Below are 24,143 nucleotides of genomic sequence, written 5' to 3'. Positions count from 1 at the left end.
ACGGGCTGGGCGGTAGTGTGGGAACGTTCCCACACTCAGGTCAATGTGCACTGCACAAAAGCGCTGTAGTGCTTTCGGGTTAGCATCGAATCCGACGCAGCGCCTGGGTCAAGGTGCGCCAAATGGAGCGGGAACGGTCCCAGTGAGTATGTCCCAGTGAGCATCAGCATCAACGACGTGGCCCGGGTGGCCGGAGTGTCCAAATCCACCGTCTCGCGCGCGCTGGGCACCGGCCCGGTGAGCGAGGAGGTGCGTGCCAAGGTCGAGGCGGCGGTGCGTCAGACCGGTTACCGGCCCAACCTGATGGCGCGGCGCTTGCGCTCCCAGCAGTCCGGCATCCTGGGGGTGATCGTGGCCGATATCCGCAACCCGTACTTCACCGCGTTGATCCGCGCGGTGGAAGAGGTCGCCTATCGCGCCGGCATGCGCGTGACCCTGTGCAATACCGACGAAGACCCCGAGCGCGAGGCGCTGTACCTGCAACTGATGCAGGAAGAACGCATCACCGGGCTGATCTTCGCCCCGACCCGGGTCACGGTGGGGCGCATGCACGAACTTGCGCTGGATTACCCGACCGTGCTGGTGGACCGCGCCGGCCCCGGCAGCCGCTACGACAGCGTGGTGCTAGATAACGCAGCAGCGATGGGAGAACTGGTCGCGCATCTGCAGGCGCAGGGCCATGAACGCATCGGCGGGCTGTTCGGCACCAGCACCACTGCGGCCGAGCGCCGCAACGGCTATCTGGCCGCGATGGGCGCGCAAGGGCTGACGCCTGCGTACCGCGAAGTGGCGCCCACCGCCGAAGCGGCAATTGCCGAAGTCGGCCAATGGCTGGCCAGCGCAGACAGGCCCGAAGCCATCGTCACCAGTAACAGCCTGCTGTTGATGGGCGCGCTCAAGGCCGCCCGCACCGCCGGCCTGCGCATTCCCGATGATCTGGCCCTGGCCGGCTTCGACAACGAGCGCTGGACCGATCTGGTCGAGCCAGGCATCACCGTGGTCGAGCAGCCGGTCGAGGACATGGGCCGCGCGGCGATGTCGCTGCTGCTGGAACGGCTCAAAGCGCCGCAGTTGCCGATTCGCCGCCTGGTCATGACCGGCCGCTGCGTGGTGCGCGGCTCCACCGGCGCGCGTAGGCCGGGTATCTAACTGTCCCGAAGTAGCGCCCAGCGCCGGCCAAAAATCCTGGCTCGTCGCGCGTGCGGTGCCCTCACCGCTCGCGGGACACGCCGTGAACCCGTCCCTGGGGGCTCGGTGGCGGCATCCATGCCGCCATACGGTCCCGCAATCGGCGAGGGCACCGCATCAGACAGTTGGCTGGTGACGTTATTTGAAGAGCGAAGACACTCCAGCACACGGTTAACGGTTGCTCTGTTAGAAAACTCCGCACACCGACCATCCCCACAGGTCCTTGCCCGCCCACCGGCGCGGGACCTTACGCGGCATGGATGCCGCGTAAGCGCTTACAAGGACGTACTTGCAGCGTGTCCCGCGCCGGTGGGCGGGCAAGGGCCTTGCAGCCAAGCCGCAGATCAGCAGCTCTACAACTGATCTATCCGCACTGTCGAATCGCTTCGATACGCTTAGCCGGTAAAGCCCAATCGCGCCCAAGGGCGCTCCTACGGGGTATCGCGTTTCGTCGCTACAGCACACAAAAAAAGCCCCGGCAATGCCGGGGCTTTTTTGGTTTACAGCGAACGCCTGACTCAGCGATCCGGACGATGCGATCCAGCGTCGCCCTGTGCCGCGACGTATTCCTTCGACTGCTCGTCCAGCTTGTCGCCCAGCATGCGGCGCACCACCACGAAGAACAGCGGGATGAAGATCACGCCGAGCACGGTGGCGAACACCATGCCGCCGATCACGCCGGTACCGATGGAGTGACGCGAGTTGGCGCCGGCACCGGTCGAGATGGCCAGCGGCAGCACGCCCAGGATGAAGGCGAACGAGGTCATCAGAATCGGGCGGAAGCGCAGGTGTGCCGCTTCCATCGTCGCATCGCGCAGGGTCTTGCCCGCCGCACGCTGCTCCACTGCGAACTCCACGATCAGGATCGCGTTCTTCGCCGCCAGACCGATCACCGTGATCATGCCGATCTTGAAGTACAGATCGTTCGGCAGGCCACGCAGCATCGAGAAGACGATCGCACCCAGCACACCGATCGGCACCACCATCAGCACCGCCACCGGAATCGACCAGCTTTCGTACAGTGCGGCCAGGCACAGGAACACCACCACCACCGACAACGCGAGCAACAGCGTGGCCGCGTTACCGGCGATGATTTCCTGATACGACATGCCGCTCCAGTCGAAGCCGAAGCCCGGCGGCAGATCGTTGTTGACGATCTCCTCCATCGCGGTCATCGCCTGGCCGGAGCTGCCGCCCGGAGCCGGATTGCCGACGATGTTCACCGCCGAATAGCCGTTGTAGCGGTTCAGTGCTGGCGAGGCGTAGGTCCAATCGGCCTTGACCACATTGCTCAGCGGAATCATTCCCGGCTGCCCATCGGCACCGACGGCTGTCGCACTGGGGCTGAAGAAGCTGCGCAGCGACTCGGGGCCGGTACGGAACTGGTCGTCGGCACGGATGTTGACGCGCTTGATGCGGCCTTCGGAGAAGTAGTCGTTGATGTACACAGGCGCCAGCATCAGCTGGATCGAGCTGTAGATATCGCTGACTTCCAGGCCCATCGACTGCGCCTGCACACGGTCCACGGACAGCTGCAGCTGCGGCGCATCTTCCAGGCCGTTCGGGCGTACGCCCACCATGGTGTCCTGCTTTTCCGCCGCCTTGCCCAGCACGATGTTGCGCGCCTGGGTCAGGGCTTGCTGGCCTGCGCCGGAGCGGTCCTGCAGCCACATGTCGAAGCCGCCGAACTGGCCAAGGCCCTGCACGGTGGGCAGGTTGACCACAAAGATCTGCGCGCCCTTGATGCCGTAGAACATGCCGTTGAGCTGCTTGATCAACTCCTCTGCGGTCACATCGCGCTCTTCCCACGGCTTGAGCCGGATAAAGCCCATACCGACGTTTTCGCCCGAGCCCAGGAAGCTGAAGCCGGCGATCTGCAGCATGCCTTCCACGGCCGGCTGCTTCTCCAGTACCGCACGCATCTGCGCAAAGGTCTCGTTGGTGCGGATCTTGGTGGCGCCCGGCGGCAACTGCACGATGGCCAACGCAAAGCCCTGATCTTCTTCCGGCAGGAAGCTGCCCGGCATGCGCGTAAACAGGAAACCGCACAACACCACCAGCACCACGAACACGATCATCCACGGTGGCGAGTGCTTCAGGGTATTGCCGACCACGCCCACATAGCGATGCGCCAGCTTGTCGTAGTACTTGTCGAAGGTGCGGTAGATCCAGTTCTTCTTGGTCGAATGGGTCGACTTGAGGAACGCGCCGCACAACGCCGGGGTGAAGCTCAACGCCAGGAACGCGGAGAAACCCATCGACATGGCGATGGTCAGCGCGAACTGCTTGTAGATCGCGCCCGAGGCGCCGGGTTGCAGCGAGGAGGGAATGAACACCGCTGCCAGCACCACGGTGATGGCCACCACCGCGCCGGTGATCTGGGTCATCGCCTTCTGCGTGGCCGCCTTGGGCTCCAGATGTTCCTCGCTCATGATGCGCTCGACGTTCTCGATCACCACGATCGCATCGTCCACCACGATGCCGATCGCCAGCACCATCGCAAACAGCGTCAGCTGGTTGATGGTGAAGCCGATCATGTACATGCCGAAGAACGTGCCCAGCAACGCGACCGGAATCACCAGCGTGGGAATCACGGTGGCGCGGAAGTTCTGCAGGAACAGCAGCATCACCAGGAACACCAGCACGATGGCTTCCACCAGCGTGTGGATCACTTCCTCGATGGAAATGCGCACGAAGGTGGTCGACTCGTAAGGCGCAAACCAGGTCACGCCCTGCGGGAAGGTCGGTTGCAGTTCGTCGAGCTTGGCACCGACCGCTTCGGACACATTCAGTGCGTTGGCGCCCGGCAACAGCTGGATACCGAATGCACCGGTGGGCTTGCCGTTGTACTGTGTGTCGAAGCCGTAGTTGCTCGGCCCGACGGTGACGCGTGCGACATCCTTCAAGCGCACCGTGGCACCGTTGTTGTCGGTACGCAGGATGATGTTTTCGAACTGCTCGGGCGAGCTGAAGCGGCCTTCTGCCGACACGGTGGCGGTGAAGCTGATGCCTTCCGGGGTCGGGTCGGCGCCGACCGAACCGGCGGCGAACTGCACGTTCTGGTTGCGCACCGCGGTCAGTACCTGGGTCGCCGACAGGTTGTAGCCCTGCAGCTTCTCCGGGTTCAACCAGATGTTCATCGCGTACTCGGCGCCGAACTGGTTGGTGCTGCCCACGCCGGGCACGCGCGAGATCTGCTCGAGCACGCGCGAACCGACGATGTCGTTGAGCGCATCGCGGTTGATCGACGGGTTGTCCGAGCGCAGCGCGGCCACCATCAGGAAGCCGGCGTTGGCCTTGGCCACCACCACACCCTGCTGGGTGACTTCCGAGGGCAGACGCGGCGTGGCCAGCGACACCTTGTTCTGCACCTGCACCTGCGCGATATCCGGGTCGGTGCCGGTTTCGAAGGTCAGGGTGATGGTGACGCGGCCGTTGGCGGCCGAGGACGAGTTGAAGTACAGCAGGTGGTCGATACCGGTGAGCTGCTGCTCAATGACCTGGGTCACCGCCTTCTCGGAGGTATCGGCGCTGGCGCCGGGGAAGTTGGCGGTGACGGTGACCTGCGGCGGGGCGATCGTGGGGTACGACTCGATACCCAGATTCAGGATCGAGATCACGCCCGCAAGCGAGATCAGGATCGCCACCACCCAGGCAAAGATCGGGTGTTCAATAAAAAACTTAGGCATGTCCGGTTTCCGTCACTGCTGCTTGGACTGGGAGTCGGCCGGCGGCGCCGCCGCATCCGGCTTGGGCTGCTGCTGCGCCGCGGGTGCGGCTGCATCGGCCTTGTCGGCTGCCGGTGCGTCGCCGCCCTGCGCTGCGGCCGGAGCCGCACCTGGCGCACCTGGCTGGCCGCCTTGCGCCGGCTTGTTCGGATTCCACGCTACGCCCTTGGCCGGCTGGCCTTCCTTCGCCTTCTGCACGCCATCGACGATGACCTGGTCGCCGGGGGCCACGCCGCCGGTGACGATCCACTGGCCCTTTTGCTGGCCATCGACGGTGAGGTTCTTGCGCGCCACCTTGCCGTCCTTGCCCAGCACCAGCACGAAGGCGCCCAGGGCGTCACGTTGCAAGCCCTGCTGCGGGACCAGATACGCGTTGTTGCGCTGGCCCAGGCTGGCCTTGAAGGTCACGAACGCACCCGGCAACAGTGCCTGCTCCGGGTTGGGCAGGGTCGCACGCAGCGACACCGCACCGGTGCTCGGGTCGACCGTCACCGCCGACACATCCAGCGTACCCGGGTGCGGGTACTGCGTGCCGTTGCCCAGTTCCACGTTGATGGTGGATTTGCCGTCGCCGCTGAGCTGCACGTTGCCGCTGCTCTGGGCCTGGCGCAGGGCAGCCAGTTCTTCGCTGCTCATCGCAAAGTTCACGTATAGCGGGTCGATCTGGTCGACCGTGGTCAGCAGGGTCGCTTCACCGGCACCGACCAACGCGCCTTCGGTGACGCGCTGGATGCCGGCGCGGCCGGTGATCGGCGAGGTGACGCTGGCGAAGCTGAGCTGGATGCGGGCGGACTCGACCAAACCGCGCGCCTGCTGCACGTTGGCGCCGGAGGAGCGCTCGGTGGCTTCGGCGTTGTCGATGTCGGCGCGCGAGACGTACTGCTGCGGCGCCAGGCTGCGTGCACGCTTGGCGGCGACCTGGGCGTTGGTGTAGGTCGCCTGGGCGGCGGCCAACTGGCCTTGCGCCTGCAGCAACGTGGCCTTGAGCGGCATCGGGTCGATCTCGAACAGCGGCTGGCCTTCCTTGACGTCGGTGCCTTCGGTGTACAGGCGCTTGAGCAGCACACCGTCCACGCGCGCACGTACGTCGGCCGAGCGGTACGCCGACAGGCGACCCACCAGGTCGCGTTCCAGCGGCAGGGTCTGCGGCTGCATTTCCAGCACCGACACTTCCGGCGGCGGCGGCGCCTGTTGTTGTTCGGGCTTGCTGCAGGCAGCGAGCGCTACGGTGATGGCACAGGCCAGGCCGAATGTGCGGAGCGGGGCAATCATCAGGAGGAACTCCGTTAGGGTCTTGAAGCGAGAAAGGAAAGCGGGGACAGCGAAGGCGTGGCAGCGACCGTGGCGAAGGCGCGCAGGAAGGTGTCGACAGCAAATTGGGCCCACTGCTGCCTGGCGGGGAGGCCGGCGCGGTGGGGAACCTGAAAGCGTTGCCGATCGAAATCCAGGCCGACGATCATGCTCAACAGCAGTTCGGCCATACAGTGCGGATCGTCATGGCGCAGCTGGCCGGTATCCATCGCCTGCTCGAAGCGCTGCGCCAGGCGCTGCTGCATGCCGACCACCCCGTCATGGAAGATCTGCTGCGACTGATCGGGAAACCGATGCGACTCGGCTTCCACCAGACGACAGGTCTGTACCACATCGGGGCGGTTCAGGCGATCCAGATGCGCCAGCGCGAAGGCCAGCAGATCCTCGCGCAGCTCGCCCGAGGCGGTGCCCAGCGGCACCGTGGCCAGATGCACATGGTCCTGAAGGACATCGCGCAGCAGGTTTTCTTTACAACCGTAATAACTGTAGAGCGTCTGCTTGGAGCAGCCGGCGCGCTCGGCCACCGCGTCCATGCTCAGCCGCATGCCGCGCTCGGCAAGCAGCGCATGCACAGCCGCATGGATGCGGCGATCGCAGTCCGAGCGCCGGGCAGCACGGTGGGAACGGGGGGTCATGGCGGTAGACTATACCGTCCAGTTTAGTTTTTAAAAAGACTTGACGGTCGCAGTTTGGTCTGCGCAAGCCCTTATGCAACAAGCACCTGGCCAGACTTTGCCGGATCTGGCGGTCCAGCTGCCGCCTGCGCCAGCACGCATCGCACCTCTGCGGGAAAACTACACAGCGGTAATGCTTTTGCAGCCTGCGCGGGCCGACTGACGGCGCAGGATTTGCGCTATGCAGCAAGGCGTCGTCATCGCGCACCGGTACAATTCAGGTTTCCCACCGAGCATCCCAGCTCTCTCATGACAGCCAAGAAAGCCGCTTCGAAATCGTCCACGACGCCGACCAAGCCGGTCGCCGAACGTGCCGTCCCCGTGCTTGCCGGCGCACCGCAGGCGGTCGTTCTGGAGCCGGTGTTTGCCGCATTGCGCAAGCGCTACCCGGCGGCCCGCCAGCCCGAAGTGCAGCTGTTCGCAGCCGGCTTCTATCGCCGCATGGAAGAGGACGAGTTCCCCAACCATCCGCCCGAGCAATGGGCGGCGCTGGCGGCGGACATGCTGGAATTCGCACGCACGCGCAAGGCCGGCACGGTCAACGTGCGGGTGTTCAACCCGACCTTGAAGAGCCACGGTTACGAGTCGCCGCACACGCTGTTGCAGATCGTCAACGACGACATGCCGTTCCTGGTGGACTCGGTGAGCATGACGCTGTCTGACCTGGGCATCGGCGTGCACGTGCTCGGCCACCCGGTGCTGCGCATCGCGCGCGACAAGGCCGGCAAGCTGACCGCGGTGGGCGAGGGCAAGAGCGAGTCGCTGATGGTGCTGGAGATCGACCGCCAGCCCGCCGAAGAAATGCCCAAGGTGGAAGCGGCGGTGCGCAAGGTGCTGGCCGAAGTGCGCGCGATCGTGCACGACTGGGCTGCGATGCGCGAAAAGATGGTGATGCTGGCCGATGACCTGGCCACCCGGCGGCTGCCGATGGACGACATCAGCCGCCACGAGGCGCAGGAATTCCTGCGCTGGGCCTCGGCCGACCACTTCACCTTCTTCGGCTATCGCGAATACCGCGTCGAAAAGCAGGACGGCCAGGACGTGCTGGCCCCGGTGGAAGAGACCGGGCTGGGCCTGATGCGCGGCCACGACACCTCGCCGGCACGCCCGGTGACCACGCTGGCAGCGCACGGCTTGAATACCTCGTCCAAGCTCAAGGACGCGCTGATCCTGACCAAGACCAATGCGCGCTCGCGCGTGCATCGGGTTGGCTACATGGATTACATCGGCGTCCTGGAGTTCGATGCCAAGGGCCGCATCGTCGGCGAGCAGCGCTTTCTGGGCCTGTTCACCTCCAGCGCCTACAACCGCCGCCCGTGGGAAATTCCGCTGGTGCGTCAGCGCCACGAATACGTGATGAGCAAGTCCGGGCTGACCCCGAGCAGCCACAGCGGCAAAGCGCTGCGGCACATCCTCGAGACGCTGCCGCGCGAGGAGCTGTTTCAGTCCAACGAAGAAGAGTTGTATCGCACCGCGATCGGCATTCTCGGTCTGCAGGAGCGCGTGCGTAGCCGCATGTTCCTGCGCCGCGACAAGTACAGCCGCTTTATCTCCGCGCTGGTGTACATCCCGCGCGAGCGCTTCAACACCGATGTGCGCCTGCGTATCGAAGCGTTGTTGAAAGATGCGTTGCATGGCGAGTACATCGACTCTAGCGTGGTGCTGGGCGAGTCGCCGCTGGCGCAGCTGCATCTGATCGTGCGGCCCAAGAGTGGCGAGGCGCTGGAATTCAATACCACCGAACTCGAATCGCGGCTGGCGCATCTGCTGCGCAACTGGCGCGATGCCTTGCGCGAGGCGCTGGTGGCGCGGCATGGAGAAGCCAATGGTTTGCGCATGGCGGCCAACTTCGGCCGTGCGTTGCCGGCTGGCTATATCGAAGATTCCTCGATCGAATCGGCGGTGTCCGACGTCGAGCATCTGGCCACGCTGGACGGCCCGGACGACCTGCATCTGAGCTTGCAGGAAATCCGCCGCGACGACGGCATGCGGCTGGATGCCGGCGAAGGCCTGCGCTTGAAGCTGTATCGCCAGCTCGACGACATTCCGTTGTCCGATGCGATGCCGATGATGGAGAACATGGGCCTGCGGGTGATCTCCGAGCGGCCGTACCGGCTGCAGGTCGGCGAAACCCCGGTGTATATCCAGGATTTCGAGGTCGAATCGACCGCGGGCAAGATCAATGCGGCCCACGCCGATGCCGGCTTTGGCGAAGCCTTCGAGCGGATCTGGAATGGCGATGCCGAGAACGACGGCTTCAATCGTCTGATTCTGGCCGCCGGCCTGCATTGGCGCCAGGTCGCGCTGCTGCGCGGTTACTGCAAGTATCTATTGCAGACTGCGGTGCCGTTTTCGCAAGCCTATGTCGAGGCGACGTTCACCCGTTACCCGCTGCTGGCGCGCTTGTTGGTGGAATTGTTCGAAGCGCGCTTCGACCCCTCCACCGGCAACGAAACCAAGGCGCAGATCTTCGCCGGCCAGGAACGGCTGCGTGAGGAATTGTCGGTATTCGCAGCCGGCGACGAGGCCACGCTCAAGGCCTTGGAGCCGGTGTTGCAGGCACGTGGCAGCGACCGCGCCGCGCAGCAGGAGGCCACCCGTGCCACGCTGCTGAAGTTGATGGATCGCGTCTCCAGCCTGGACGAAGACCGCATCCTGCGCAGCTTCATCGACGTGATCGATGCCACGCTGCGCACCAACTATTACCAGACCGACAAGAGCGGCAAGCACGGCCATTGCATCAGCTTCAAGCTGGATTCTTCGATCGTGCCGGATCTGCCCAAGCCGCGTCCGTATCGCGAAATCTTCGTCTACAGCCCGCGCGTGGAAGGCGTGCACCTGCGCTTCGGTGCGGTGGCGCGTGGCGGCCTGCGTTGGTCGGACCGTCGCGAAGATTTCCGCACCGAGGTGCTGGGGCTGGTCAAGGCGCAGATGGTCAAGAACACGGTCATCGTGCCGGTCGGTGCCAAGGGCGGTTTCTACGTCAAGCGTTCGCCAGTGGGTGGCGACCGCGACGCAGTACAGGCCGAAGGCATTGCCTGCTATAAGCTGTTTATCCAGAGTTTGCTCGATATCACCGACAACATCGTCGGCGGCAAGATCGTGCCGCCGCCGCAGGTGGTGCGTCACGACCAGGACGACCCGTATCTGGTGGTCGCTGCCGACAAGGGCACTGCCACGTTCTCCGATATCGCCAACGGGCTGGCGCTGGATCACGGGTTCTGGATGGGCGATGCGTTCGCCTCCGGCGGCTCGGTTGGTTACGACCACAAGGGCATGGGCATTACCGCGCGCGGTGCGTGGGAGTCGGTCAAGCGCCACTTCCGTGCGATGGGGCGCGATTGCCAGAGCCAGGAATTCAGCGTGGTCGGCATCGGTGACATGTCTGGCGACGTGTTTGGCAACGGCATGCTGTTGTCGCGGCATATCCGTCTGCTTGCCGCGTTCGACCATCGGCATATCTTCCTGGATCCGAATCCGGATGCAGCCGCTTCGTTCGCCGAGCGCGAGCGTTTGTTCAAGCTGCCGCGTTCCAGCTGGGCCGATTACGAGGCCAAGCTGATCAGCGCCGGTGGCGGCATCTACCCGCGCACGCTCAAGTCGATCGACATCAGCGCGCCGGTGCGCGAAGCCTTGGGTCTGGAATCCAACGTCAAGCAGCTTTCGCCGAACGAACTGATGAACGCCATCCTCAAGGCGCCGGTGGATCTGTTCTGGAACGGCGGTATCGGCACCTATGTCAAAGCCTCCAGCGAATCGCACGCCGATGTGGGCGACCGTGCCAACAACGGCCTGCGCGTCAATGGCGGCGAGCTGCGCTGCAAGGTGGTGGGCGAGGGCGGCAATCTGGGCCTGACCCAGCTCGGTCGTATCGAGGCCGCGCAAACCGGCGTGCTGCTCAATACCGACTTCATCGACAACTCGGCCGGCGTGGACACCTCCGATCACGAGGTGAACATCAAGATCCTGCTCAACGACATGGTGCAGGCCAAGAAGCTCACCTACGACGCACGCAATACGCTGCTCGCCTCGATGACCGACGAAGTGGCCGACCTGGTGCTGTGGGACAACTACCGCCAGAACCAGGCGATCAGTCTGATGGAGCGCATGAGCGTCAAGCGCCTCGGCTCCAAGCAGCACTTCATCCGCACGCTGGAACTGCAGGGCCTGCTCGATCGCCAGATCGAGTTCCTGCCCTCCGATGCGGAACTGTCCGCACGCAAGGCGCGCGGGCAGGGCTTGTCGCGCCCGGAGTTGTCGGTGCTGTTGTCGTACTCCAAGCTGGTGGCGTTCCAGCAGCTGTTGGAATCGGATATTCCCGAAGACCCGTATCTGTCCAAGGAATTGCAGCGTTACTTCCCGCAGCCGCTGCAGAAGAAGTACGCCGATGCGATGGAGCGGCACCGCCTCAAGCGCGAAATCATCGCCACTGCGGTGACCAACACCACCATCAACCGCATGGGCGCCACCTTCCTGATGCGCATGCAGGAAGACACCGGCCGCAGCATCGGCGAGGTTGCCAAGGCCTACACCATCAGCCGCGAAACGCTGGATGCGCGCGCGCTGTGGACGCAGATCGATGCGCTGGACGGCAAGGTGCCCGAGTCGGTGCAGATCGATGCACTGGAAGTGATCTGGCGCCTGCAACGCTCGTTCGTGCGTTGGTTGCTGTTGCGTCCTGGCCAGATGCCGGGCATCACTGCAGCAGTGGAGCGTTACCACGGCCCGTTCAACGACATCCGTGTCGCTTCCGGTGTGCTCTCCGATACGCAGCGCCCGCAGTACGAAGGCAGCGTGCAGGAGTGGCAGGAGAAGGGGCTGCCGCCGCAGCTGGCGCAGCAGTTGTCCGAGCTGCGCTATCTGGAGCCGGCGTTCGACATCATCGAAACCGCGCGCACCCGCAAGCTCAAGCCGGTGGACGTGTCCAAGGTGCATTTCCGCCTGGGCGAAGCACTGCGCCTGCCGTGGCTGTTCGAGCAGATCGACGCGTTGGAGGTCAATGGCCGTTGGCATGCCGTGGCACGTGGCGTATTGCGCGACGAGCTGGCTGCGCATCAACGCGCGCTGGTGGGCCAGGTGTTGACCATGCCCGGCAGCAGTGCGGAAGACAAGGTAGCCAACTGGCTGGCACGCGACGATTCCAGCCTGCGCTTCACCCTGGCCATGCTGGCCGATGTGGCCGAGCAGAAGACGCTGGATTACCCGACCGTGTCGGTGGCGGTGCAGCGGCTTGGGCAGTTGGCTGCGCACGGGATGTAAGTAAGCTGCACGGTGGTAACGGAGCTTGGCTTCGCTACCACCGCAGTTTGAGCGGTTAAGGCGTTTAACCTTCTAAGCAGCCTGCCCAGAGAATTGGGCGGGCTTTAACTATGCGTCAGTGATGATTTCTAAATTCCACACTGCACGAAACCACCGTTTATAGAAAGTGCGTGCCAATAGGCAGCAGACTTGCTGCTGCTTTACGTACATCGACATCAAGCGGTGCTTGTTGCGCTTGTGGCTTCTAGTTGAGTGTAGGAGGCCAGCACTACTGACTGCGTGCTCAACGTTCAAGCTCATTGGTTACCGCAACGCATACACGTCTGGCGACTTGCCTAACTGACAATTGCATTCTACAAGGATGATTGTATAGTCGCATCAATGGACGACAATTCTGCCATTGCGGCACTTTCAGCTCTCGCACACGCCGATCGTCTAACTGCGTTTCGCATGTTGGTCCGCGCGGGGCCAAACGGGATGCCCTCAGGCGAGATTGCCGACGCACTCTCAATCCCTCCCACCCGGATGAGCTTTCATCTCTCGACACTCGAGCGCGCAAGCCTGCTGCGTTCTTGGCGGGACGGGCGACGTGTTCTTTACGCAGCGAGCTATGACGATATGCGCCAACTTCTCGCCTTTCTGACAGAAGACTGCTGTTCCGGGAATCCGCAAATCTGCGGCTCTCTCACCGATCTGGTGACAACCTGCAGCGCGGAGACTTGCTCATGAGCGATCCAAAGAACTTTGGCACCCGTTTGCTGCGCTGCTGCAACGTTGCGCGCTGCAAGGTGCACGCAAAATGCGCCAGCTGATAGCCATATTCCATTCCTTTCCGGACGCGACCTGAGAACTGAACATGACTATCACCATTTATCACAACTCAGACTGCGGCACGTCCCGAAACACGCTCGAAATAATTCGCCAATCAGGAGAAACGCCTGATGTCATTGAGTACCTGCGAACGCCACCATCGCGCGAAACGTTGATGCAGTTGATTGAGGCGATGAGCCTAAGTCCGCGCGATTTGCTACGTCAGAAAGGAACCCCTTACACGATGCTGGGCTTGGACGATCTCACGCTGTCCGATGCGCAGTTGCTGGACGCGATGCTGGCGCATCCGATCCTCATCAACCGGCCGATTGTGGTCTCCGACAAAGGTGCAGCGCTCTGCAGGCCATCGGAAAAGGTCTTCGCGTTGCTGGCCAATCCGGTCGCCTCCTTCACCAAGGAAGACGGTGAAGTGGTGACTGCGCAAGGGGCATCGCATGATTGATTGGTTGGAGGCGGACTTGCCCAACATCGATCTGCCGCAGCTGCATCCAATCGATATGGGCGCCCTAGCTGCATCGGAAGATCCGATGCATCCGCCTCGCATCTTGATTTTGTACGGCTCGATCCGAGAGCGGTCATATTCGCGTTTTCTTGCGGAAGAAGCAGCTCGACTTTTACGGTGGTTCGGCTGCGACGTGCGCATCTTTGATCCACGCGGATTGCCACTTCCAGATGGAGCAGAAGCCGATCATCCAAAAGTGGCTGAGTTGCGCATGCTCGCCGAGTGGTCCGAAGGCATGGCGTGGGTCAGCCCGGAACGCCATGGCGCCATGACCGGGGTCATGAAGGCGCAGATCGACTGGATTCCGCTGGAGCTGGGTGCCACGCGACCGACACAGGGGAAGACACTGGCCGTGATGCAGGTGTCAGGCGGCTCGCAGAGTTTCAACTCGGTCAATCAGATGCGCATTCTCGGCCGCTGGATGCGCATGGTCACGATCCCGAATCAGTCGTCGGTTGCCAAGGCATTTCTGGAATTCGACGACACCGGCCGGATGAAGCCCTCCGCGTATTACAACCGGCTGGTTGATGTCTGCGAGGAGTTGGCGAAGTTCACCTGGCTGGTGCGTGGCCGTTCCGCCTACCTGACCGACCGCTACTCCGAACGCGTCGAAAGCGCCGAGGCGCTGTCCAAACGGGTGAACCAGCGCTCCATCTGACATCCTTCGGAATCTTCCATGCTTGCGCTTACCCCGTCTTTGCAGACGCAAGATGCCTGTTGGATTAGCCCGGTGCGACGTCAGAGCACTCGCCAGAGCATGTAGCCCGCGGTGATGAAGATGAGTAGCGCAAAGGCAGCGTTGAGCGCTCCCCGATGTTCTGCAAGTGCAGTCGCTGCACGCGCTCCACCGACGCCACCCGCGCTGCCCGCAATGATCAACGCCGCAGCAAGTGGCCAGTTCACCAGCCCGGAATGCGCGTAGTTCAGCGCCGTAGTCAGGCCGAAAGCGGAGACCGCCACCAGGGAGCTGCCTATCGCAGTCAGCATCGGCATGCCGGTGGCGGTCATCAGGCCAGGCACGATGAGGAACCCTCCACCGATACCGAAAAAGCCGGAAAACCCGCCGGAGATCGCTCCCAGCCCCATCAGCGCGGGCGCATTGTCCTTGCCGAGCCGCACAGTCGCATCCTCTCCCGCGTTGCGCCTGCGCAACATGAGCAAGCCGATCACCACCATCAGCACCGCGAACAGCACCAGCAGCCGCTGTCCGTCGAAGGCCTTGCCCAGGGTAGAGCCGAGGTAGGCGCCGGCGATGCCTGCCAATGCGAAGGCCGAGGCGCACGGCCACCTGACATTGCCACGGCGGGCATGTACGAGCAGGTTGGACAGCGCATTGGCAGCCACCGCCAGCGCGCTGGTTCCGATGGCCACATGCGGATTGTCGACGCCGACCAGATAGAGCATCAGCGGGACAGCGAGGATGGAGCCTCCTCCACCGACCAGCCCCAGCACAAAGCCGACCATAATTCCGGAAAGCCCACCCAGCGCCAGTTGCAGCAGTGAAAGTGTTTGCATAACGAATGGCTACCCAGGGCTAGACAGCGCGTCTCAGCGAAGGCGCCGAGCGAGGGAGGAAAGGTCGTAACCCGCGTCGGCGGCGACGGAGAGGACTTGCTCGGCCATGACGCCGCCAGTACGCACCTGATCAAGGACCCATAACGACGTCGAGCGCGTCCCCGTCCTGCAATAAGCGGCGACGGGACCAGGCAACTGCTTAAGCAGCTCGCCGAACTGTTGCACCTGGTGATCGGAGATGGCACCGGCCACAACGGGCAGATAGGCGAAACGCATGCCCGCGCTTGTGCAGGCTGCCTGCATGGCCAGGTGATCGGGCTGGTCCTGCTGTTCACCGTCGGGCCTGTTGCAGACGATGCTTGCGACACCCTGTTTGGCCAGGGCAGGGATGTCGGCAGGAAGGATCTGATCAGTTACAAGCACATCGGGCGAGAGCGGTCGAAGTTTCATGGCTGCTTCTCCGTTGTTCGGGAGCGGTGGATGAGCCAGTGCAGCAACAGTCCCGCCACCAGCGATGCAGCAAAGACCACTGCGAACGGTTGAGCGGTCGCTAGCAGGGCGATGGCCGGGCCTGGGCACACGCCTGCCAATCCCCAGCCGATGCCAAACAAGGCCGCGCCGACGACCAGCTTTCGGTCGATCTTCCGTTGCTGTGGGAGGTGAAATGACGGCGCAAGCAGGGGCGCGGTGCGCACACGGGCCCATCGATAGGCAATGACCGAAGGAATCAGCGCGCCCGCCATCACCAATGCCAGTGAGGCATCCCAAGCGCCGGTGACATCGAGGAAGGCGAGCACGCGCGCGGGATTGGCCATGTCCGAGACCACTAGGCCCAGGCCAAACAAGGACCCGGAGAAAAAGGCCGCTAGCCGGATCATGCGCCCGCTCCGGCGGCGATCCGTACGACCGTTACCGTTGCCATGCCCAGCAGCATGAAGACCGTGGTGGCGACGATGGAGCGCGGCGACAATCTCGCCAGCCCGCTCACCCCGTGCCCACTGGTGCAACCAGCGCCCAGGCGCGTCCCGTAGCCCACCAACAGGCCAGCCAGGATCAGCACCGGCGTCCCGGTGCCCAATAGTGACGGAAGCGCAATTGGCTTGATCGCTAGTCCCACGCCTGCACTTGCCAGAAGTCCGGCCAAAAACAGGATGGACAGCGAGCGTGCACCGCCAGCCTGCAGGCCGAGCGCGTTGGCGAGCAGACCAGAGATGCCAGCGATGCGGCCTGCGATCAGCAGATACGCGCCAGCGGCTATGCCGATCATCAGGCCGCCGGTAAGGGGCCAGTACCAGGCCAAGGAAGGCAGAGTCATAGCAGGTCTACCGGTAGCTTCAGGTAACGCACGCCGTTATCGTCGGGCTCGGGCAGATGACCGGCGCGCATGTTGACCTGTACCGACGGAAGGAGCAGGCGCGGCATGGGGAGCGTGGCGTCGCGCTTCTCCCGCATCTCGACGAACATGACCTCGGAGACGCCCTCATGCACATGCACGTTCGCGGTGCGTTGGGCGCCGATCGTGGTCTCCCACGCGAAATGGTCCCGGTCGGTGGCTTTGTAGTCGTGGCAAAGGAAGACACGGGTGGCGTCCGGCAGCCCCAGCAATCGCTGGACGGAACGATAGAGCTGGCGCGCTGAGCCACCCGGAAAGTCACAGCGGGCAGTGCCGTAGTCCGGCATGAACAAGGTGTCGCCCGGAAACACCGCATCGCCGATGACGTAGGCCATGCAGGCCGGCGTGTGCCCAGGCACATGCAGCGCAATCGCTTGCAGATTCCCGATAGTGAATGCTGCGCCGTCGGCAAAGAGGTGGTCGAACTGGCTGCCATCTCGCTTGAATTCCGCACCGGCGTTGAACACGCTGCCAAAGGTGTCCTGCACTGAAGTAATGCGCTCGCCGATGGCAAGCTGTCCGCCAACGTGTTGTTGCAGCCACGGCGCGGCCGACAGGTGGTCGGCGTGTGCATGGGTTTCAAGCAGCCACTGAACCTCCAGGCCCTCCTCACGCACGTACTGCGCAAGTGCAGCAGCAGCGCCGGTTGCCGTCCGGCCGGAGGCCATGTCGAAGTCGAGAACACTGTCGATGATGGCGCAGGCTGACGAGCGGGGATCTCGGACCACATGGCTGGCGGTAAAGGTCGCAGCATCGAAGAACGTCTTCACGTGCGGCGTGGGCATGGCGCCGGAATGCGCGTCGCTCACGACGGTTCGAGCTGTCTCCAATAAAGCATCTATTGCAGCAGGGATAGTCACGGTCAGCGGGCCGATTGAAGGTCATCCAACTGTTTCATGGTTAACGAAACTATGAAACTATTGCTGGGCCGCTTGCTTTCTTGTTCAGTCGCCGCAGGGCTTACCGGCTACGCTCTACATCCCAAGGCCGCATCCTCACGACCCGTGACCGAAACTATTCTTACCGTCAGTGATCTCGCTGCCATGAAGGAGCGGGTGCCAGAAGTTGCTGAGCTACTGCGCTTCATGGCCACGCCGTCACGCCTGCTGCTGTTGTGCCAGTTGTCACAGGGGGAATCCACGGTGGGAGGCCTGGAGGCGACGACCGGTATCCGGCAGCCGGCGTTGTCCCAGCAGCTAGCAGAACTGCGTCAGCGGCAGTTGGTCGTAACCCGACGCGAGTCCAGGTCCATCATCTACCGCATGGCTGACCCCAAAGTTGCCGCCTTACTGACCGCCATGCATGCGATCTTCTGCGCGGATACTGATCATGTGGACGGTCACTTTTGAAAGTTGCAGTCCATTTGCGGCACGCAATGCAGAGGGCGCAAGCTCAGCAATAGGCGCGCACACTGGGCACTACTTTCGATATTTCCTTGGCCTGTCGACGCACTGATCCTACGGATCACTGGTCTCCCATGCCGCCACTGTCTTCTGCCGATGTATCCGCCGCGCACCAGACCCGCTTGCCCCTACTCAAGCCTCTAGACTGGCTGCGCAGGCAATTTCGTGCCAACGATCTCTGGTTCATCACACTGGCAGCGGTTGTCGGGCTGATGGCTGCGGCACTGATGGTGGGGCAGGCCGGTATCGCACACGCCTTGCAGAGCTGGCTTTACGCGCTTGCGCCCAACGAGCGGCTCAGCACGGCAACCTCGATTACCCCCGCTCAGTTGTTGGTCTTGCCTCTGGGCGGCTTGCTGGTCGGTCTGGTGGCACTGCTGGCACGTCGTCGCAAGCGGCCTCTGGTGGATGCGGTGGAAGCCAATGCATTGCACGGCGGGCGCATGTCGATGCGCGACAACCTGATCGTTGCGCTGCAAACCCTAGTGTCCAATGGTTTCGACGCGTCGGTCGGACTTGACGCGGCGTATACGCAGATGGGATAGGGCGCCGGTTCGCAGTTGGGCCGAGTGCTGCGAGTGCGTCGTGCGGACATGCGCACCCTGGTCGGTGCCGGCGCGGCGGGTGCGATCTCCGCCGCCTTAGGCGCGCCGCTTGCGGGAGTGTTCTACGAGTTCGAGTTCGAGTTCGAGATCGTGATTGGTGCCTATACGCCGTCCGCGCTCGCGCCGGTGGCTGCCGCGGCGCTGGCCGGCGCCTTCATGGCCAATGCCTTGGGCGCGTCGCCCTACTCGCTGCCGGCGGCAGTGGCTTATCAATTGCAGCCGCGCGACTACGCCATCTACATCGCACTCGGTCTTGCGTGCGCGTTGATCGGCATCGCGGTGATGCGCCTGGTTGGCGGTATCGAGCGCGGCGTCGGCCGCATCACGCTGCCCGTCTGGGGCCGTCCGGTGGTGGGCGGCCTGCTGCTGATTCCGCTGGCAATGTATTCGCCGCAGGTGTTGTCGTCCGGGCATGGCGCGTTGCACCTGGATCTGACGGGCAGCAGTACGCTGCGGGTGTTGGCAATCGTGCTGGTGCTCAAATGCATCGCATCGGGCATCTCGCTCGGCTTCGGGTCTCGCGGTGGATTGTTCTTTGCCTCGCTGTTCATGGGATCGCTGGTGGGCAGCCTGTTTGTGGGGGTGAACCTGCTAGCAGGTGCCTCGGTGGTAGACCCGACCAGTGCCTCTTTAAAAAATAGGCTTGCATCGCCAGCCAGGCCGTAGCTTCTAAGATCTTCACCGGTCTGGTGATAACGCCGCACTTGATCTTGACCTACGAAGAACCTCAACGATTGATTCGACCCGACGTACACCCCAAGAGAAGCGTTGGTGGTTGAACAGCGTAGATGCTAAAGCGCGCAGGTCACTCTTCCCGAAATCAGTACAACGCAGACACAGTGTACTCATCTCGCATGATGCGGGTCTGCACTGATTGCTGCGACTATTTCACCGCTTTATCTGATCTTGACGACCACCTTGCCCTTGGCGCGGCCCTGTCCAAGATAATCCAAGGCCTCTTTTGCTTGCTCAAACGCAAACACCTTGTCGATAACCGGGCGGATGCGTTCGGCTTCGAGCAACTCGCCGATTTTGGCCAGTTGCGTGCCATCGGGGCGCACGAACAGAAAGGTGTAGGCGACGTTGTGCTTGTTCGCTAGACGAATGATCTTGCGGCTCATCATGGTGAAGACGAATTGCAGCACGACATTCAACCGGCGTGCGCGCGCGAAGGCTGCATCCAGCGGTCCGACCAGCGACACGATCTTGCCGCCTGGCTTGAGAATGCCGAGGGATTTTTCGATTGTATCGCCCCGGATGGTGCCAAGCACGACGTCGTATCCGCGCAGGACGGTCTCGAATTCCTGCTGCTTGTAGTCGACCACCTCGTCTGCGCCCAGGCTGTTCACCAGTGCGACGTTGCCGGTGCTGGTGGTGGTGCCCACGCTGGCGCCGAAGTGTTTTGCAAGCTGGATCGCAAAGGTGCCGATGCCGCCGGAGCCGGCAGGAATGAAGACCTTCTGGCCTGGCTGCAGCGCAGCGCGTTCTTGCAAGGCCTGCCAGGAGGTGAGTGCGACCATCGGCACCGAGGCTGCCTGCACAAAATCCAGGTTGGCCGGCTTCAGCGCTGCGGCGCTTTCCGGGACCGCGACATAGTCGGCGAGCGTTCCGCGGCCCAGATCGAACACGCTGGCAAAAATCGCATCGCCTTTCTTGAAGCGGGTGACGCGGCTGCCGACCTCGACGACGATCCCGGCCACGTCGCTGCCCAGCGTGGCGGGCAAGTCGAACTTCACCACGGGCTTGAAGATCCCGGTGGGGATCATGTTGTCGATCGGGTTCACGCCAGCGGCATGCACCTCGACCAGCAGCTCGTTGGGTTTCACTGTCGGACGCGGCAACTCGCTGAAGCCGATGTCGGGCGATTTGCCATAGCGTTTGAAGGTCAGTGCTTTCATGTGGTTCGAGTCCCATGCTGTCGTTGTATGTGAGTGGCCGGGCGTCTGCGAGTCCCGGCCGCCTTCACCTGTTGCGCTAGCAAATCGGTGGGTGCAGCTTGACCGCTATGTGAGCCGTTTGAATCGATTGAATCTGTGGAGTGGTGCCAACAAACGCAGATGCGTAAATCCTCACCTAAATGCCTGCACTGGTCGCGATGGCGACCAGGCATGGCAAAGGCTAAAACCCTCAGGCGTTTGGCTGATAGCGCTCGGCCGCGTTCGCCTGGCGAATGTCCGACAGCAAACCCTGGCGCGCGCCATCCAGTGCATCCCACCGTTCGGCCACATGCAGCGGCGGGATGGTGACCAGTTCGCGGCGATCGAAGCCGACCAGCGCGGCGTCGACCAGTTCGTTAACGTCCATCAAGTCCTTGAGCGTGTTGACGTCGATACCGGCACGCTCCCAGATCTCGGTGCGCGTGCCGGCTGGCAGCACTGCCTGCACATACACACCCTTGGCTCCCAGCTCCAGATGCAGACCCTGCGACAGGAACAGCACGAAGGCCTTGGTGGCGCCATACACGGTCATGCCGAATTCGGGCGCCAGACCCACCACCGAGCCGAGATTGACGATGGCACCGCTGCCGGACTGCGCAAAGCGCGGCGCCACAGCGGCGGCAAGCCGGGTCAACGCGGTGATGTTGAGGGTGATCAGGCGTTCGATCGTCTCTGCGGTTTGCTGCAACACACCGCCGGACTGCGCCACGCCGGCGTTGTTGATCAGGATGCCGATCTGCGGATCGTCGCGCAGGCGGGTTTCCACTGCGGTCAGATCGGCGGGCTGGGTCAGGTCGGCCTGCAGCACGTCGACGTTGACGCCATGTGCGTCCTGCAGACGTGCCGCCAGTGTGTCCAGGCGCGGCTTGTCGCGTGCGACAAGCACAAGATTGTGGCCGCGTTGTGCGAAGCGCTCGGCATAGACAGCGCCGATACCGGTGGAAGCGCCAGTGATGAGAACAGCGGGAAGTGTGGTCATGAAACGTTCCTTGATGAGAGAGGTGCGAAAGGTGCGAAATGTGCGAAGGCGCGAGAGCCTCAGCCGGTGAGCGTCGGATAATCGATGTAGCCCTCGGCGCCACCGCCGTAGAGCGTGGCCGGATTCAACGGCGCCAGCGCCGCGCCGGTTTGCAGACGTTCGACCAGATCGGGGTTGCTGATGAACGGCCGGCCGAATGCGAACAGGTCGGCGTTGCCTGCGCTCAGTTGCGTAGTGGCCAGCTCAAGGTCATAGCCGTTGTTGGCCAGGTAAGTGCGTTTGAACCTGCTGCGCAGCGAGGCATAGTCGAACGGGGCCACATCGCGCGGGCCGCCGGTCGCACCTTCCACCACATGCAGATACACGATGCCCAGCGCATCGAGCTGCTCGGCGATGTAGTCGTATTGCGGCTGCGGATCGCTGCCGGAAATGCCGCTTGCCGGCGATACCGGCGAGATGCGCACGCCGGTGCGATCGGCGCCGATTTCCTTGCTTACGGCGGCCACCACTTCCAGCAACAGGCGTGCGCGGTTTTCGATCGAGCCACCATAGGCATCGGTGCGCTGATTGGCGCCGTCCTTGATGAACTGCTCCAGCAGATAGCCGTTGGCACCGTGAATTTCGACGCCGTCGAAGCCGGCCGTAATCGCATTGGCCGCCGCCTGGCGGAAGTCGTTGACGATGCCCGGCAGTTCGTCGAGCTCCAGCGCGCGTGGCTCGGAAACATCGGCAAAGCCGTTGTTGACGAACACCTTGGTCGCCGCGCGGATGGCCGAAGGCGCGACCGGTGCCGCGCCGCCCGGCTGAAGGTCGACATGCGACACGCGGCCCATATGCCAGAGCTGCACGAAGATGCGCCCGCCCTTGGCATGCACGGCATCGGTGACGGCGCGCCAGCCGGCGATCTGCTCGGGCGTGTACACGCCGGGAGTGTCCTGATAGCCCTGGGCCTGCGGCGATATCTGGGTGGCCTCGGTGATCAGCAGGCCGGCCGAGGCGCGCTGGGCGTAATAGGTCGCAGTCAGGGCAGCAGGTGCCAGGCCGGCGCCGGCCCGGTTGCGGGTTAGCGGGGCCATGACGATGCGATTGGCCAGGGTCAGGGTGCCCAGGGCATAGGGCTCGAACAGCGAAGAGTGGGTCATTGACGGTGCTCATAAATTCAGTGGTTGACAAAGATTACGATCAAAATCTAAGATGTCAATACTTTGATGACGAGCAACATCAATGTACGCTGTCGCTCTCCCCAGTCCCGCACAAGCACGGAGTGTCCCAACGATGAAAGTGACCAAGGCACAGGCACAAGCGAACCGAGCGCACGTCGTCGAGACGGCCTCGGTGCTGTTTCGCGAGCGTGGCTACGAAGGGATCGGCATTGCCGATCTGATGGCCGCCGCAGGCTTCACGCACGGCGGCTTCTATAAGCAGTTCCGTTCCAAAGCGGACCTGATGGCCGAATCGGCGGCCTGCGGGCTGGCCAACATCGCCGCGCAGACCGAGCACGCGGACAAGACGGATTTCGTGAAGTTCTATCTGTCGCGCGGACACCGCGACAGCCCTGCCACCGGTTGCACGATGGCTGCGCTGGGCGCCGATGCCGCGCGTCAGCCGGAGGAAGTGCGGGAAGCGTTTGCGGCCGGGGTCGAAAACCTGCTGGCTGCGCTCGACCGCAGCGGCGCTGCGCCCGGCACTGCCGAGGCAGCGGCTGAGCGCGCCAGCAACCTGGACATGATGGCGCACGCCATCGGCGCCATCGTGCTGTCGCGGTCGTGCCCGGACGATTCGCCACTGGCCGACGAAATCATCGCGGTGTCTCGCGACCAGATCCTGTCGTCGTTGCAACCATCCAACTAACCGACACGCGCGCATCCCGACACACGTGCATCCGCATCCCGCGCGGTTTTTGATCGCCAAACACCTGCGCCTGTCACTCACTGCACTTTAGGAATTCCCATGACAAACAAATCTCCTGTTGCGCTGGTGACCGGCGCATCCTCCGGCATTGGCGAAGCAAGCGCCGAGGCATTGGCCGCCGCCGGCTATACGGTGTACGGCACCAGCCGTCGCGGCGCGCAATCCGGGCAGCGCGCCTTCAAGCTGCTGGCGCTGGATGTGACCAGCGATGAGTCTGTGGATGCTGCAATCCAGGAACTGTTGCGGCTGGAGGGTCGCATCGACCTGCTGGTCAACAATGCAGGTTTCGGCGTGTCTCCCGCAGCGGCGGAAGAAAGCTCGATCGAGCAGGCCAAGGCCATTCTCGACACCAACTTTCTCGGCGTTGTGCGGATGACGCGTGCGGTAGTGCCGCACATGCGCCGCCAGGGCAGTGGCCGCATCATCAATATCGGCTCGATCATTGGTTTGGTGCCCACCCCGTATGCGGCGCTGTACGCCGCCAGCAAACACGCGGTGGAAGGGTATTCCGAGGCGGTGGACCACGAGCTGCGCAGCTACGGGATCCGGGTCACCGTCATCGAACCGGCGTACACCAAGACCCAGTTCGAAGCGAACAATCTGGCCCCCGACGCGCCGCTGGAAACCTATCGGCAGGTTCGAGCGGAAGTTGGAAAAGTGGTCGCGCAGGCAATGGCGATTGCAGACGAGCCATCCGTGGTGGCCGACGTGGTGGTGAAGGCGGCCCGCGCCGAGCACCCCAAGGTGCGCTACACCGCGGGCAAGATCGCCGGACAACTGCAGTTGTTGCGGCGGTTTGCACCGGCAGGCGTGTTCCAGTCGCTGATTCGCAAGAATTTGCACCTGGATGCAAACACGCCTGTTGATGCCAAGACACCCACGCACGCCAGATAAGTTTTGTCAGACG

The 24,143-nt window shown here is 63.2% G+C and carries 19 protein-coding genes and 1 pseudogene; 9 read left to right on the top strand and 11 right to left on the bottom strand.

Annotation, left to right across the window (positions count from 1 at the left end):
- The first annotated feature begins 156 nt into the window (after positions 1 to 156).
- On the top strand, positions 157 to 1,149 hold the full coding sequence (locus ABS769_RS14395) for a LacI family DNA-binding transcriptional regulator (protein WP_317060333.1): 993 nt from the start codon (positions 157 to 159) through the stop codon (positions 1,147 to 1,149).
- Between the two features lie 557 nt (positions 1,150 to 1,706).
- Here the strand turns inward: ABS769_RS14395 and ABS769_RS14390 are convergent.
- Genes ABS769_RS14390 through ABS769_RS14380 form a run of 3 tightly spaced genes read right to left on the bottom strand, consistent with a single transcriptional unit; the run spans position 1,707 to position 6,862 of the window.
- Positions 1,707 to 4,877 carry a multidrug efflux RND transporter permease subunit gene (locus ABS769_RS14390; RefSeq protein WP_115040345.1) on the bottom strand — a complete coding sequence of 1,057 codons (3,171 nt, stop codon included), beginning with the start codon at positions 4,875 to 4,877 and terminating at the stop codon, positions 1,707 to 1,709.
- Between the two features lie 12 nt (positions 4,878 to 4,889).
- Entirely contained in the window at positions 4,890 to 6,188 is a 1,299-nt protein-coding gene (locus ABS769_RS14385) for an efflux RND transporter periplasmic adaptor subunit (protein WP_317060335.1), read from the bottom strand.
- Between the two features lie 14 nt (positions 6,189 to 6,202).
- Entirely contained in the window at positions 6,203 to 6,862 is a 660-nt protein-coding gene (locus tag ABS769_RS14380; protein ID WP_317060337.1) for a TetR/AcrR family transcriptional regulator, read from the bottom strand.
- Between the two features lie 288 nt (positions 6,863 to 7,150).
- Between ABS769_RS14380 and ABS769_RS14375 the strand changes: the two genes are divergently transcribed.
- The 4 genes from ABS769_RS14375 to arsH all read left to right on the top strand — a co-directional run bounded on the left by ABS769_RS14375 (position 7,151) and on the right by arsH (position 14,151).
- A complete protein-coding gene (locus tag ABS769_RS14375) occupies positions 7,151 to 12,160 on the top strand; it encodes an NAD-glutamate dehydrogenase (protein WP_317060338.1) in 5,010 nt (1,669 codons plus the stop codon).
- A gap of 381 nt (positions 12,161 to 12,541) precedes the next feature.
- Positions 12,542 to 12,889, top strand: coding sequence for an ArsR/SmtB family transcription factor (locus tag ABS769_RS14370; protein WP_317060340.1), 348 nt, complete (start codon positions 12,542 to 12,544; stop codon positions 12,887 to 12,889).
- 127 nt (positions 12,890 to 13,016) lie between these two features.
- Positions 13,017 to 13,433 carry an arsenate reductase (glutaredoxin) gene (gene arsC, locus ABS769_RS14365; protein ID WP_317060341.1) on the top strand — a complete coding sequence of 139 codons (417 nt, stop codon included), beginning with the start codon at positions 13,017 to 13,019 and terminating at the stop codon, positions 13,431 to 13,433.
- The gene (arsH, locus tag ABS769_RS14360) at positions 13,426 to 14,151 is read left to right on the top strand and encodes an arsenical resistance protein ArsH (protein ID WP_317060342.1); all 726 of its coding nucleotides are present in this window, start codon (positions 13,426 to 13,428) and stop codon (positions 14,149 to 14,151) included. Before arsC ends, arsH begins: the two co-directional genes overlap by 8 nt.
- Before the next feature lie 80 nt (positions 14,152 to 14,231).
- Here arsH and ABS769_RS14355 read toward each other — a convergent pair whose 3' ends face one another.
- The 5 genes from ABS769_RS14355 to ABS769_RS14335 are packed head-to-tail and all read right to left on the bottom strand — an operon-like array spanning position 14,232 to position 17,186.
- Positions 14,232 to 14,993 carry a sulfite exporter TauE/SafE family protein gene (locus tag ABS769_RS14355; RefSeq protein WP_317060409.1) on the bottom strand — a complete coding sequence of 254 codons (762 nt, stop codon included), beginning with the start codon at positions 14,991 to 14,993 and terminating at the stop codon, positions 14,232 to 14,234.
- Positions 14,994 to 15,041: 48 nt separating this feature from the next.
- Positions 15,042 to 15,458 (bottom strand): TIGR01244 family sulfur transferase, encoded by a 417-nt coding sequence (locus ABS769_RS14350; RefSeq protein WP_317060343.1) that lies wholly within the window; start codon positions 15,456 to 15,458, stop codon positions 15,042 to 15,044.
- Positions 15,455 to 15,886: a YeeE/YedE family protein gene (locus ABS769_RS14345; protein WP_317060345.1), complete on the bottom strand. Its 432-nt coding sequence runs from the start codon at positions 15,884 to 15,886 to the stop codon at positions 15,455 to 15,457. The genes ABS769_RS14350 and ABS769_RS14345 overlap by 4 nt, the downstream gene beginning before the upstream one ends.
- Complete coding sequence (locus ABS769_RS14340) at positions 15,883 to 16,323, bottom strand: YeeE/YedE family protein (protein WP_317060346.1); 441 nt, start codon at positions 16,321 to 16,323, stop codon at positions 15,883 to 15,885. Before ABS769_RS14340 ends, ABS769_RS14345 begins: the two co-directional genes overlap by 4 nt.
- Positions 16,320 to 17,186 (bottom strand): MBL fold metallo-hydrolase, encoded by an 867-nt coding sequence (locus ABS769_RS14335; protein ID WP_317060410.1) that lies wholly within the window; start codon positions 17,184 to 17,186, stop codon positions 16,320 to 16,322. Before ABS769_RS14335 ends, ABS769_RS14340 begins: the two co-directional genes overlap by 4 nt.
- 258 nt (positions 17,187 to 17,444) lie before the next feature.
- On the opposite strand from ABS769_RS14335, the gene ABS769_RS14330 reads away from it, so the two are divergent.
- A complete protein-coding gene (locus ABS769_RS14330; protein WP_316698423.1) occupies positions 17,445 to 17,750 on the top strand; it encodes a metalloregulator ArsR/SmtB family transcription factor in 306 nt (101 codons plus the stop codon).
- Positions 17,751 to 17,878: 128 nt separating this feature from the next.
- Positions 17,879 to 19,066, top strand: a pseudogene (locus tag ABS769_RS14325) (chloride channel protein); the annotation flags it as partial.
- A 239-nt stretch (positions 19,067 to 19,305) separates the two neighbouring features.
- Here ABS769_RS14325 and ABS769_RS14320 read toward each other — a convergent pair.
- The 3 genes from ABS769_RS14320 to ABS769_RS14310 form a co-directional block, all read right to left on the bottom strand.
- The gene (locus ABS769_RS14320; protein ID WP_317060347.1) at positions 19,306 to 20,307 is read right to left on the bottom strand and encodes an NADP-dependent oxidoreductase; all 1,002 of its coding nucleotides are present in this window, start codon (positions 20,305 to 20,307) and stop codon (positions 19,306 to 19,308) included.
- A 229-nt stretch (positions 20,308 to 20,536) separates the two neighbouring features.
- Positions 20,537 to 21,325: an SDR family NAD(P)-dependent oxidoreductase gene (locus ABS769_RS14315; protein WP_317060348.1), complete on the bottom strand. Its 789-nt coding sequence runs from the start codon at positions 21,323 to 21,325 to the stop codon at positions 20,537 to 20,539.
- A 59-nt stretch (positions 21,326 to 21,384) separates the two neighbouring features.
- Positions 21,385 to 22,467: an alkene reductase gene (locus ABS769_RS14310; protein WP_350498187.1), complete on the bottom strand. Its 1,083-nt coding sequence runs from the start codon at positions 22,465 to 22,467 to the stop codon at positions 21,385 to 21,387.
- Positions 22,468 to 22,600: 133 nt separating this feature from the next.
- On the opposite strand from ABS769_RS14310, the gene ABS769_RS14305 reads away from it, so the two are divergent.
- Positions 22,601 to 23,176 (top strand): TetR/AcrR family transcriptional regulator, encoded by a 576-nt coding sequence (locus tag ABS769_RS14305; RefSeq protein ID WP_317060352.1) that lies wholly within the window; start codon positions 22,601 to 22,603, stop codon positions 23,174 to 23,176.
- A gap of 99 nt (positions 23,177 to 23,275) precedes the next feature.
- Positions 23,276 to 24,130, top strand: a complete 855-nt coding sequence (locus tag ABS769_RS14300) for an oxidoreductase (RefSeq protein WP_317060353.1) — start codon at positions 23,276 to 23,278, stop codon at positions 24,128 to 24,130.
- Positions 24,131 to 24,143: the final 13 nt, after the last annotated feature.

This window comes from Xanthomonas hortorum (genome assembly GCF_040279205.1).
Classification (GTDB): Bacteria; Pseudomonadota; Gammaproteobacteria; order Xanthomonadales; family Xanthomonadaceae; genus Xanthomonas; species Xanthomonas hortorum_F.
The sequence above is the reverse complement of the archived record's forward strand: the minus strand, read 5'-3'. Positions and strand labels throughout refer to the sequence as shown.

What these genes read in the sequence shown, in the direction of transcription:
- ABS769_RS14390 (WP_115040345.1), bottom strand. Translation starts at nt 4,877, where the DNA reads ATGCCTAAGTTTTTTATTGAACACCCGATCTTTGCCTGGGTGGTGGCG.
- ABS769_RS14385 (WP_317060335.1), bottom strand. Translation starts at nt 6,188, where the DNA reads ATGATTGCCCCGCTCCGCACATTCGGCCTGGCCTGTGCCATCACCGTA.
- ABS769_RS14380 (WP_317060337.1), bottom strand. Translation starts at nt 6,862, where the DNA reads ATGACCCCCCGTTCCCACCGTGCTGCCCGGCGCTCGGACTGCGATCGC.
- ABS769_RS14375 (WP_317060338.1), top strand. Translation starts at nt 7,151, where the DNA reads ATGACAGCCAAGAAAGCCGCTTCGAAATCGTCCACGACGCCGACCAAG.
- ABS769_RS14370 (WP_317060340.1), top strand. Translation starts at nt 12,542, where the DNA reads ATGGACGACAATTCTGCCATTGCGGCACTTTCAGCTCTCGCACACGCC.
- arsC (WP_317060341.1), top strand. Translation starts at nt 13,017, where the DNA reads ATGACTATCACCATTTATCACAACTCAGACTGCGGCACGTCCCGAAAC.
- arsH (WP_317060342.1), top strand. Translation starts at nt 13,426, where the DNA reads ATGATTGATTGGTTGGAGGCGGACTTGCCCAACATCGATCTGCCGCAG.
- ABS769_RS14350 (WP_317060343.1), bottom strand. Translation starts at nt 15,458, where the DNA reads ATGAAACTTCGACCGCTCTCGCCCGATGTGCTTGTAACTGATCAGATC.
- ABS769_RS14345 (WP_317060345.1), bottom strand. Translation starts at nt 15,886, where the DNA reads ATGATCCGGCTAGCGGCCTTTTTCTCCGGGTCCTTGTTTGGCCTGGGC.
- ABS769_RS14340 (WP_317060346.1), bottom strand. Translation starts at nt 16,323, where the DNA reads ATGACTCTGCCTTCCTTGGCCTGGTACTGGCCCCTTACCGGCGGCCTG.
- ABS769_RS14335 (WP_317060410.1), bottom strand. Translation starts at nt 17,186, where the DNA reads ATGCCCACGCCGCACGTGAAGACGTTCTTCGATGCTGCGACCTTTACC.
- ABS769_RS14330 (WP_316698423.1), top strand. Translation starts at nt 17,445, where the DNA reads ATGAAGGAGCGGGTGCCAGAAGTTGCTGAGCTACTGCGCTTCATGGCC.
- ABS769_RS14320 (WP_317060347.1), bottom strand. Translation starts at nt 20,307, where the DNA reads ATGAAAGCACTGACCTTCAAACGCTATGGCAAATCGCCCGACATCGGC.
- ABS769_RS14315 (WP_317060348.1), bottom strand. Translation starts at nt 21,325, where the DNA reads ATGACCACACTTCCCGCTGTTCTCATCACTGGCGCTTCCACCGGTATC.
- ABS769_RS14310 (WP_350498187.1), bottom strand. Translation starts at nt 22,467, where the DNA reads ATGACCCACTCTTCGCTGTTCGAGCCCTATGCCCTGGGCACCCTGACC.
- ABS769_RS14305 (WP_317060352.1), top strand. Translation starts at nt 22,601, where the DNA reads ATGAAAGTGACCAAGGCACAGGCACAAGCGAACCGAGCGCACGTCGTC.
- ABS769_RS14300 (WP_317060353.1), top strand. Translation starts at nt 23,276, where the DNA reads ATGACAAACAAATCTCCTGTTGCGCTGGTGACCGGCGCATCCTCCGGC.